Below are 11,281 nucleotides of genomic sequence, written 5' to 3' on the forward strand. Positions count from 1 at the left end.
TAATTGTGGAGATATAATCCTCATTCATATGCTACACGTAAAAAAAGGTATGTCATCGCTATTGATAAACTCCATATTGTATTCTCGTTTTTTATTTGTTTTGATGATCCATTCGTTTTTCTTTTTCAGCTACAGCCAATTGAACCTCTTTTTTGTGGAAAAACCACGCTTAGACTTTTCTTTAAATTTTTGAAGGAATCGGTTGACGCTGGTATCAGCCCGTTTCCTTCAATCAGAGATTCTTTCATATTAAATGAACTGAAGGTTAAGCAGATGGAAAGGGCGTTAGAAAACAGCCTGGACGATGAAGAACGCATGATCCTTGAGAAAAAATACTTAGCAGCCAGCCAAACGAAAGACATTCATATTTATATGGAACTCGGCATGAAGAAGGACACCTATTATGAAACAGCGTGCCATTTTACGCATTGCTACAGCACTCGGAATAATCTGAGTGCTTTTTTGTAGTAAGCAGTTGTGTAGGTGAGATTTCCTATTTTAACGTTATATGGTGTATTTTTCATTATGACTATGTTAGTCTCCTTAAAGGAGGGATAATAATTTGAAAACAAAAATAGTAAGCTTGCTTCTAGTATTGAGTTTAGTCTGCGGATTTGCACTTCCTTCTTATGCTAAGACATCGATGAATGAAAAGGTAAAAACCAATGTTTCTGGAATGAATGTTATAAGTCAGTCTGAAGGTGAAGCATCTTATACAATCGAATATGGCGGAAAACAGTATTTTATTGATCAAAAAACTCTAGATAAAGGAACCTCTAAAGAGTCGATTAAAGTTGATCAATATTTGTTAACTGATGGCCATCGAACACTAGTCGATTCTGCTACAGTTAATATTTCTGATGAATCAAGTGAGATGTCAACTCTAGCAAAATGTAGAGGGAAACAAGGTGTTTCGGTAGCAATTCCTATAGTCAAGGTGAGCATGAATTCGTGTGTAATTAAAAAATTCTTAGATATTGTTGAGGATGCTGACGGTATAGCAGGGGCTATCGCCGGGATAGCAGCATTGATAAAAAAAATACCTGGGATTTCAGTATATGCTGGAGCAATTGCAGGGGCAATGTTTGCTGGTAAGTATGCCATAAAAAAAGTATCCGATAATGGAAAGTACGGAATTTCTTATAATTGGATAATTGGTACCCCTGTTGTTGTACCTTGGAGAAATGGTTAATTATTAAGGTGGTAATGTCAAATGAATCGTATATTAGTCTCAATAGCTATTATTATATTCCTGATTGAATATATTGTAGCTCCACTCACAGATATAGATACCGGAAAATACGGCACGTTTATAGGCTTAATATTATTGAGTATTACGGTTCTAAGGCTATCTGATAATGACAAATCATAAACTTTTGAAGGGAGCAGACTTCGGTCTGCTCTTTTTTGTTTATTTTATTTGGGTTAAAACGAAAAATAAGCGACAAATTCCCGACAAAACAGGGGACTATATATTCTTCATAACAATCAACTGACGAATTTTCAAGTTTCTCTGAGATATGGGAGTACATGTCGGAGGTGATGGTTATTTTTTTATGTCCAAGTATTCCCTGGGTAAATTTCATTGTTGTCCCAGATTCAAAAAGAAGAAAAGCGTGACAAACTGTAAAATACAGACGGGTTACAGTGTTTTTCCCTTAATAAAAAGACCGGGGTATCACCCTGGCTCTGTAATAAAAGCTGCCCATCAAAGGGCTTGCTCATCTGATATTCATGATAGACCTATTCCTTCAGGTTCTGAGGTTCAAGGGAGGTCTGTTTTTTTCTTATATACGTCAACAGTGCGTTATAAACGGCTCGAATAAACCCTTTATATTTAAATGAGGATATTATATGATTTCCTTCATTTTTATTTGAAATTTGATTTCTTTTAGGATGAAGGCTAAATGAAGCCAATTATGCTCTAAAATTGAACCGGCCATTTTTATTTTCAAAAAGCAGGAGCAGGAAATTCATCAATTTTGATACGAAGTAAACTATAAGGTTTCAGTCGTAAGTCCTTTCCATAATGAAATCTAGCCTGCCGATGTAATTGGTTCACGATGACATATAAGTATTCATCCGGACCAATCGAAAAAGTATCCGGCCATAAAATTCTCGGATCATGTGCGATGGTTTGCATTGTGCCATTCGGCAGTATTTTTCGAATACTATTGTTCTCGTAATCTCCGGCATATATGGCTCCTTTTGCATCTGTAATCATTCCATCAGACGCGCCTTTTTCTCCCCAATACGCCACATGATAAAGTAAATCCATGTCCGGTATATCTCTATCTCTCAGGGGTTCTGTTGAGATCGAGTACAGATGACGGCTGGTCAGTGGACAAAAAAATAATACCTTTCCGTCAGGAGAAATCGCAATACCGTCGGATGCCAGCCTAAACGGGGAAGTTGAACCATCCCTGTTACGATTCATCAAAATTTCGCCTTCTATTTTCGGTATAAAATAGGAATCCGGTGAAGTTGGATTTGCTCCATTTAACCGTCTAAATGCGTTTCCGGTTTCTAAATCAACGACGATAATAGCTCCTGGTCCTTTGGCAGAAGAATCCGTTATATAGGCATAACCTGCAGTTCCAACACGAAAATCAAATCGGACATCATTCAGGTATGTTGTTGGAAGGACAACATCTTCTGTAAAGGTATAAACTCTTCTGATTGTATTCGTTTTTAAATCAACAGCGACTAATTTTGCCCCGCCTTTAATTGGTTCAGAAAAATTGGGTGCCGCCGTATCTAGTACCCAAAGCGTTCCTCTTCCATCAGTAACTACACTTTGGACACTGATGAAAGTCATTTTGATATTCTTAGGGTTAACCAAATTAGTTTGTAAATCAGGATAAGGCTGCAATTTATCCCCAATTATCTCCGCCACCGTAAATTTAACATCGTCTCCCCATTTCGGAAAACAAATGAAAATACGACCAGTTTCTGAAACAGTAACACCGGTAGGCATAGCTCCATAAAATGCATAAACCAGTTCTAAATCCCCAAAATATTTTTCAAAAGGCAGCATAGGTTTCATCATATCCTCCTCAACCAATTAAACGGGATATCACTTATATATGATTCGCATTTTTTCTAGTGCATGTTTCTTAATAAGTTTTTTCTAAACAAAAGATGATGGAAGTGCTTATCATTTAATAAGTCAGTCAGGTGACACAGGGGGTTTTTACTTAACGTCTGTCGAAGCAGTCGGCAATTACAACATGGTATGTCCTTTGGTCGGTTTTAAATTCTCTGAAAAAAGAGTTGAAAAAGCAGAAAAGATTTTATAATATGAAATCAAGTTAGTTTGTTCGATCAACAAACTAATAAAACCACTTTAATTGTCCATCATGTAAAGGTCTTAAATGGGAGGGGGATAAGAGGCTCGATTTAATTGGAGGTGTATAAAAAGCGAAAGCCAAGCTTTTATCCTGTTCACTGCTATCTGATCACCATTTGGATGATGAAAATACTCTGTGAAAGTGAACCGCTGTCGTTTTTTGAAAGCGCTTTTATATACCGCTCACTGGCTGATAATTTTAAAGAAATGTTATACCATTCATCATGTTCCTTATGTAAAGGATCGAAAAGGGGAGAAATCATGCTCAGTGAAAATGTAAAGAAGATCAGCATGGTTGAAAAAGTTGGATATGCGTCTGGAGATTTTGCTTGTAATTTAATTTATGCAACAGTGTCTACGTATCTTTTGTTCTTCTATACAGATGTTTTTGGTTTATCGGCAGCAACAGCCGGTACGATGTTTTTAGTGGTTAGAATCATCGACGCTCTCGCTGATCCTTTTATCGGAACAATAGTTGACAGAACAAATAGCAGGTTTGGCCGCTTCAGACCGTATCTTTTATTCGGAGCTTTTCCCTTTGTCATATTGGCAATACTCTGTTTTACAACCCCGGATTTTTCGGATATGGGGAAATTAATATATGCCTATATCACCTATGTCGGCTTATCGCTTACATACACCATGATAAACGTGCCATATGGCGCGTTAACATCTGCAATGACCAGAAATAATCAAGAAGTTGTTAGTATAACGTCTGTCCGTATGTTATTTGCGAATCTTGGAGGACTTGTCGTTGCATTTTTTGTTCCCTTACTGGCTGCTTATTTAAGCGATAATTCCGGCAGCGAATCTCTTGGCTGGCAGCTAACCATGGGTATTATGGGAGTTATAGGCGGGTGCCTTTTAATCTTTTGTTTTAAAAGCACAAAAGAGCGTGTCACGCTTCAAAAATCTGAAGAAAAAATTAAATTTTCGGATATATTTGAGCAATTTCGTGTTAATCGGCCTCTAGTTGTATTAAGTATTTTCTTTATTATTATTTTTGGAGTGAATTCAATCAGTAATTCGGTTGGCATCTATTACGTAACGTATAATTTAGAAAGAGCAGATTTAGTGAAGTGGTACGGTTTGTTGGGAAGTTTGCCTGCTTTAGTCATTTTACCGTTTATTCCAAAGCTTCATCAATTATTAGGGAAGAAGAAATTACTAAACTATGCATTATTACTAAATATGATCGGCCTCTTAGCTTTACTGTTCGTTCCGTCAAGTAATGTATTCCTCATACTTTTCTTTCGATTGCTGGCCGCTGCAGGAAGTCTCACTGCCGGGGGATATATGTGGGCGCTTATTCCTGAAACAATAGAATATGGAGAGTATAAGACCGGGAAAAGAATGGGCGGTCTCATATACGCTATTATCGGATTTTTCTTTAAATTCGGCATGGCCTTGGGAGGGGTTGTACCGGGTTTGGTTCTAGATCAGTTTGGATATGTGGCAAATCAGGTGCAAACGCCGGAGGCATTGACGGGAATTTTAATTACAACAACCATTATTCCCGTGTTCTTACTGGTTCTGGCCATGATTGATATTAATTTCTATAACTTAGATGAGAAAAAATATAAAAGCATGGTTCGAGAATTAGAGAATAGAGACAAAGTTTATTTGGATCATATTGACGATTTCAAAGCTTAAAACATGATGAGTCAACAGAAAATAGCTGAGGAGGAGTTCAAAATGAAGATTATCAATCCAGTACTTAAAGGATTCAACCCCGATCCGAGTATTTGCAGGGTTGGAGAGGATTATTATATCGCTGTATCTACATTTGAGTGGTTTCCGGGAGTCCAGATACACCACTCAAAAGATTTAGTCAATTGGCACTTAGTTGCACATCCATTACAGAGAGTTTCGCAATTAGACATGAAAGGAAATCCTAATTCAGGCGGGGTCTGGGCGCCATGTTTAAGTTACAGCGACGGAAAGTTTTGGCTGATCTATACGGATGTTAAGGTCGTAGATGGCGCCTGGAAAGATTGTCACAATTATTTAGTGACTTGTGACACGATTAATGGTGATTGGAGGGAGCCGATCACATTAAACAGCTCGGGATTTGATGCTTCTTTGTTCCATGATATGGATGGGAAAAAATATTTATTAAATATGTTATGGGATCAGCGTATTGATCGGCACTCCTTTGGAGGCATTGTCATGCAGGAATATTCTGATAAGGAGCAAAAACTAATCGGCAAACCGAAAGTGATTTTTAAAGGAACTGAAAGAAAGCTGACAGAAGCGCCGCACCTTTACCGTATCGGGAACTATTATTATTTATTAACCGCAGAAGGAGGAACGCGGTTCGAACACGCTGCTACAATTGCCCGTTCTGCAAATATTGAGGGTCCATATGAAGTTCATCCTGATAATCCTATCTTAACGTCATGGCATGCGCCGGAAAATCCGCTGCAAAAATGCGGACATGCATCCATTGTACAAACACATACAGATGAGTGGTATTTAGCCCATTTAACGGGACGTCCCATTCATCCGGACGATGATTCAATTTTTCAACAGAGAGGATATTGTCCTCTAGGCAGAGAAACAGCTATTCAAAAGCTCTATTGGAAAGATGGCTGGCCTTATGTAGAAGGCGGAAAAGAAGGGAGCTTGGAAGTGGATGCACCTTCTATACCAGAAACAATGTTTGAAGACACGTATCCGGAAGTTGATGAATTTGAGGATGCAACATTAAATATTAATTTTCAAACGTTAAGAATTCCGTTTACGGAGAAATTAGGATCATTAACTCAAGTGCCAAATCATTTACGATTATACGGCCATGAATCCTTAACTTCGACATTTACTCAGGCATTTGCAGCCAGACGCTGGCAAAGTCTCCATTTTGAAGCGGAAACGGCTGTTGCGTTTTATCCGGAAAATTTTCAGCAAGCCGCTGGTTTGGTGAACTATTACAATACAGAGAATTGGACGGCTCTTCAAGTCACGTATGATGAAGAACTTGGCCGTATTCTTGAATTAACGATATGTGATAACTTTTCTTTTTCACAGCCATTAAAAAATAAAATTGTGATTCCTCGTGAAGTCAAGTATGTCTATTTAAAAGTGAATATTGAAAACGAAAAATATTATTATTTGTATTCATTTAACAAAGAAGATTGGCACAAAATTGACATTGCATTGGAATCGAAAAAATTATCAGATGATTACATCCGCGGAGGGGGATTCTTTACAGGAGCTTTTGTAGGGATGCAATGCCAAGATACGAGCGGTCATCATATTCCGGCCGACTTCAGATATTTTCGTTATAAAGAAAAATAATTAGCACATGAAAAAGGAGATTTCTATTTTAGAACTCCTTTTTCATATAAGAAAGTGTCCTATGTCAGTATTGATTCAGAAATACTCATAGAATAAAAAAACCCATCTTTAAAGATGAGCGTAAACATAGAAGTATGTACATTTCAGTTATGAACCATGTCGAGAAAATGATCAATCACAATTGAGGACATTCCTAGAGCAGGGGCATTTTTTCCTAAGATAGATGGTAATAATTCATAGCTATTGTCTAGTTGGGAATAAACCCTGGATGACACTTCACCTTTAATTGAATGTAAAACCATAGGATGCGATTCAATGATGCTGTTTCTTAAAATGACGGCTTGCGGATTAAATGTATTTAAAATATTGGTCAGGCCTATTCCTAAATAGAAACCAAAATTTTGTAATGCCTGTAAAGTTCCAACATCATTCAGATGGGCGAGGTCTATGATATCTTGGCTGGACACTTTTTTCTCTTTCGTCTGAAGAGATGTTAATAAAGCCTTCTCTGAAGCATACAATTCCCAGCAGCCTCGGTTTCCGCAGCTGCATTTAGGACCCTTAAAGTCTATTGTCATATGTCCCATTTCTCCAGAAAATCCGCCAACCCCTCTATATAAATGATTGTTGATTATAACGCCGATTCCTATTCCTGTACCGATACTTGCATAAATCATGTTATCGTGATTTTTTGCCGCACCAAATACTTTTTCTCCATATGCGCCGGCATTTGCCTCATTTTCAATAAAAACGGGCACATTGAACTTCTCTCGGATGAAAGATTTTAAGTCAATATCTCTCCAGTTGGAGTTCGGAGCAAAAACAATTTTTTGATTTTTGTCAATCAGCCCGGGCGCGCATATCCCTATACCAATAAGACCGTATGGAGATTGCGGCATATTTGCAATAAAGTGATGAATCATCTCAATTAAAATATCTTTAGTGATTTCTGGAGAATTGCATTCCAAATGATGGTGTTGATCAAGGACGATCGTCCCTTCAAGATCTGTTAAAATGCCATTAACATAATCCACGCCAACATCTATTCCTACGGAGTATCCTGCTTTTTTATTAAAAACAAGCATGACAGGTCTTCTGCCGCCGCTGGATTGTCCCTGACCTATTTCAAATACGAGGTTTTCTTTCATTAAAGTGTTTACCTGTGACGAAACAGTTGATTTATTTAATCCGGTCATTTCAGATAATTTTGCTCTTGAAATAGGAGAATTCTTAAGTATTTCGTTTAGTAATAACTTTTGGTTAACTTTTTTGACAAAGGCTTGATCAGCGATATCCACTTCATCCACTCCATTTGTATAATCTTTAAATTAAGTTGAACGTTCTGTGTTATCGTGCGAAACGCAGTACATAGCGAATCCAACCTTTATTATATCTAATGTGTTCGTAAAAAACTAAAAAAAATATTGAAAATACTGATGAGGTTATATAAGATGAAAATAAGTTAGTTTGTTTAGGCAACAAACTAATATATAACATGTCATAAAAGCATTTGTATTTGAATGATCATGTTTAGAATTTATTTTTAAGGGGGAAATCACACATGGCTCACTCTCATTCCGGTTCAGTCAACTATTTTGAAAGCGTAAACAAAGTGATTTACGAAGGGAAAGAATCCACGAATCCTTTAGCATTTAAATACTATAATTCTCAAGAAGTGATTGGCGGAAGAACGATGAAAGAGCATTTGCGATTTTCTATTGCCTATTGGCATACATTTACCGCTGACGGCACAGACATTTTTGGCGCAGCTACGATGCAGAGACCGTGGGATCACTATAAAGGCATGGATCTGGCGAGAGCGAGGGTAGATGCAGCGTTTGAGCTGTTTGAAAAACTGGATGCGCCATTTTTTGCTTTTCATGACCGGGATATCGCACCGGAAGGAAGTACGTTAAAAGAGACAAATCAAAATCTGGATATAATCGTGGACATGATAAAAGACTACATGAGAACCAGCGGCGTTAAGTTATTATGGAATACTGCAAACATGTTTACGAATCCCCGTTTCGTCCATGGTGCGGCGACTTCTTGTAATGCAGATGTATTTGCGTATGCCGCAGCCCAAGTAAAAAAAGGATTAGAAACCGCAAAAGAGCTTGGCGCCGAGAACTATGTATTTTGGGGCGGACGTGAAGGGTACGAAACTTTGTTAAATACCGATTTAAAATTTGAGCTTGATAATATGGCCAGATTTATGCATATGGCAGTGGATTATGCGAAGGAAATCGGGTATACAGGGCAGTTTTTGATTGAACCAAAACCAAAAGAGCCGACCACCCATCAATATGATACGGACGCAGCAACAACCATTGCCTTTTTAAAGCAATATGGCTTAGACAATCATTTTAAATTAAATCTCGAAGCCAATCATGCCACATTAGCCGGGCATACATTCGAACATGAATTACGCATGGCGAGAGTGCATGGTCTGCTTGGCTCTGTTGACGCGAATCAGGGTGATCCCCTTTTAGGCTGGGACACAGATGAATTTCCGACAGATTTATATTCTGCGACATTAGCAATGTACGAAATCCTGCAAAATGGCGGTCTTGGAAGCGGCGGATTAAACTTTGACGCAAAGGTCAGAAGATCTTCTTTTGAGCCTGATGATTTACTATATGCCCATGTTGCAGGGATGGATACATTTGCAAGAGGGTTGAAAGCCGCCCACAAATTAATCGAAGATCGTGTGTTTGAAGATGTGATTCAACACCGTTACCGCAGTTTTACTGAAGGGATTGGTCTTGAAATTGCAGAAGGAAGAGCTGATTTTAAGACACTTGAGCAATATGCGCTGAACAATCAGCCAATTAAAAACGAATCAGGGAGACAGGAGCGGTTAAAAGCGGTATTAAACCAATACATTTTACAGGTATAATGAAAAAAGAAGCTCCAGATCCCGCTGTAAAAAGATGCAGGCAGCCAAGTTCCCGGAATGGCCCGTCATGAAGTTACTGTTATGGCGGGTCATTTCAATGGGGATCTATTTAGAGAGGAAGGAGTGAAAAAATGAAGTATGTCATTGGAATAGATCTTGGAACGAGTGCCGTTAAAACCATTTTAGTCAATCAAAACGGCAAGGTTTGTGCAGAAACGTCCAAAAGTTACCCGCTCATCCAAGAGAAGGCGGGATATAGTGAGCAAAATCCTGAAGACTGGGTGCAGCAAACAATTGAAGCATTGGCTGAATTGATTTCGATATCCAACGTTCAAGCCGGGGATATTGACGGGATTAGCTATTCAGGACAAATGCATGGGTTAGTACTGCTTGACCAAGATCGGCGGGTGCTGCGTCATGCGATTCTTTGGAATGATACCAGAACGACGCCTCAATGTAGCAGGATAACCGAGACATTTGGCGATCATCTGCTTGATATCACAAAAAACCGTGTTCTTGAAGGGTTTACATTACCTAAAATGTTATGGGTGAAGGAACATGAGCCTGAACTTTTTAACAAAACCGCTGTTTTTTTGCTTCCGAAAGACTATGTGAGATTCCGCATGACTGGCGCCATTCACACGGAATACTCCGATGCGGCGGGAACGTTACTTTTACATATGACCCGCAAAGAGTGGAGCGATGAGATTTGCAATCAATTTGGTATTTCAGCGGAAATTTGTCCTCCGCTTGTTGAATCCCATGACTGTGTAGGATCGCTGCTTCCGAGCGTTGCGGCGAAGACAGGGCTGATGGAAAAAACAAAAGTGTACGCTGGGGGAGCAGATAATGCTTGTGGTGCTGTCGGAGCCGGTATTCTTTCTTCCGGAAAAACGTTATGCAGCATTGGGACGTCAGGAGTCATACTTTCCTGTGAAGAAGACAAAGAAAGAGATTTTAAAGGGAAAGTGCACTTTTTTAATCATGGAAAAAAGGATTCTTTTTATACGATGGGGGTCACGCTCGCTGCAGGGTACAGCTTGGACTGGTTTAAAAGAACGTTTGCGCCAAACGAATCGTTTGAACAATTATTACGGGGGGTGGAATCTGTTCCGATAGGAGCAAATGGACTACTGTACACTCCTTACTTGGTCGGTGAAAGAACGCCGCATGCTGATTCATCTATTCGGGGAAGCTTGATCGGAATGGACGGAGCCCATAAAAGAGAGCACTTTTTGAGGGCGATAATGGAAGGCATCACATTCTCTTTATATGAATCAATTGAACTATTCCGTGAAGCGGGAAAATCAGTTGATACGGTTGTCTCTATTGGCGGGGGAGCTAAAAATGAAACGTGGCTTCAAATGCAGGCTGATATTTTCAATACGAGGGTGGTTAAGTTAGAAAATGAACAAGGTCCCGCCATGGGGGCTGCGATGTTAGCTGCCTTCGGAAGCGGGTGGTTTGACTCTCTTGAAGAATGCGCAGAGCAGTTCATTCATGAAGCAGCTGCATTTTATCCAAAAGAACAAAATGTTCAAAAATATAAAACACTATTCGAGTTGTATAAGAACATTTACGTTCACACAAAAGATCTCAATACAGCTTTAAAGAGCTTTCGACAAAAATGAAGAAAGAACCTCGCCAATTTGGCGAGGTTCTTTTTATATTGCACAAAAACAGACACGGTGATATAATCAGAACACGCGCGCTTTCTGTGTGAAAATTCATAGTTA

Annotated in this window: 8 protein-coding genes; 6 read left to right on the forward strand and 2 right to left on the reverse strand. The window is 38.9% G+C overall.

The genetic code is table 11. The features are described from left to right. The first annotated feature begins 189 nt into the window (after positions 1–189). On the forward strand, positions 190–468 hold the full coding sequence (locus SB724_RS04330; protein ID WP_235600204.1) for an ArpU family phage packaging/lysis transcriptional regulator: 279 nt from the start codon (positions 190–192) through the stop codon (positions 466–468). A 94-nt stretch (positions 469–562) separates the two neighbouring features. Continuing rightward, positions 563–1,192 carry a hypothetical protein gene (locus tag SB724_RS04335; RefSeq protein ID WP_224181736.1) on the forward strand — a complete coding sequence of 210 codons (630 nt, stop codon included), beginning with the start codon at positions 563–565 and terminating at the stop codon, positions 1,190–1,192. Positions 1,193–1,951: 759 nt separating this feature from the next. On the opposite strand, the gene SB724_RS04340 is transcribed toward SB724_RS04335, so the two are convergent. Further along, positions 1,952–3,046, reverse strand: a complete 1,095-nt coding sequence (locus tag SB724_RS04340) for an L-dopachrome tautomerase-related protein (protein WP_410570188.1) — start codon at positions 3,044–3,046, stop codon at positions 1,952–1,954. Positions 3,047–3,610: 564 nt separating this feature from the next. Between SB724_RS04340 and SB724_RS04345 the strand changes: the two genes are divergently transcribed. Together SB724_RS04345 and xynB are read left to right on the forward strand one after the other, a co-directional pair. Beyond that, positions 3,611–5,002, forward strand: a complete 1,392-nt coding sequence (locus SB724_RS04345) for an MFS transporter (protein ID WP_061581348.1) — start codon at positions 3,611–3,613, stop codon at positions 5,000–5,002. A gap of 42 nt (positions 5,003–5,044) precedes the next feature. Then, the gene (gene xynB / locus SB724_RS04350; protein ID WP_410570190.1) at positions 5,045–6,646 is read left to right on the forward strand and encodes a xylan 1,4-beta-xylosidase; all 1,602 of its coding nucleotides are present in this window, start codon (positions 5,045–5,047) and stop codon (positions 6,644–6,646) included. 143 nt (positions 6,647–6,789) lie between these two features. Here xynB and xylR read toward each other — a convergent pair whose 3' ends face one another. Then, positions 6,790–7,944, reverse strand: coding sequence for a transcriptional repressor XylR (gene xylR, locus SB724_RS04355; protein ID WP_410570192.1), 1,155 nt, complete (start codon positions 7,942–7,944; stop codon positions 6,790–6,792). Between the two features lie 263 nt (positions 7,945–8,207). Here xylR and xylA point away from each other — a divergent pair, with 263 nt between their 5' ends. Beyond that, complete coding sequence (xylA, locus tag SB724_RS04360) at positions 8,208–9,545, forward strand: xylose isomerase (RefSeq protein WP_410570194.1); 1,338 nt, start codon at positions 8,208–8,210, stop codon at positions 9,543–9,545. A gap of 131 nt (positions 9,546–9,676) precedes the next feature. Beyond that, complete coding sequence (xylB, locus tag SB724_RS04365; RefSeq protein WP_410570196.1) at positions 9,677–11,176, forward strand: xylulokinase; 1,500 nt, start codon at positions 9,677–9,679, stop codon at positions 11,174–11,176. Positions 11,177–11,281: the final 105 nt, after the last annotated feature.

Source organism: Bacillus sp. SIMBA_031 (assembly GCF_046535225.1).
In the GTDB taxonomy this organism is placed as follows: domain Bacteria; phylum Bacillota; class Bacilli; order Bacillales; family Bacillaceae; genus Bacillus; species Bacillus velezensis.

Bases quoted from the DNA above. Each gene is read 5' to 3' on its own strand.
- xynB (WP_410570190.1), top strand. From the start codon at position 5,045: ATGAAGATTATCAATCCAGTACTTAAAGGATTCAACCCCGATCCGAGT.
- xylB (WP_410570196.1), top strand. From the start codon at position 9,677: ATGAAGTATGTCATTGGAATAGATCTTGGAACGAGTGCCGTTAAAACC.
- SB724_RS04340 (WP_410570188.1), bottom strand. From the start codon at position 3,046: ATGAAACCTATGCTGCCTTTTGAAAAATATTTTGGGGATTTAGAACTG.
- SB724_RS04345 (WP_061581348.1), top strand. From the start codon at position 3,611: ATGCTCAGTGAAAATGTAAAGAAGATCAGCATGGTTGAAAAAGTTGGA.
- xylA (WP_410570194.1), top strand. From the start codon at position 8,208: ATGGCTCACTCTCATTCCGGTTCAGTCAACTATTTTGAAAGCGTAAAC.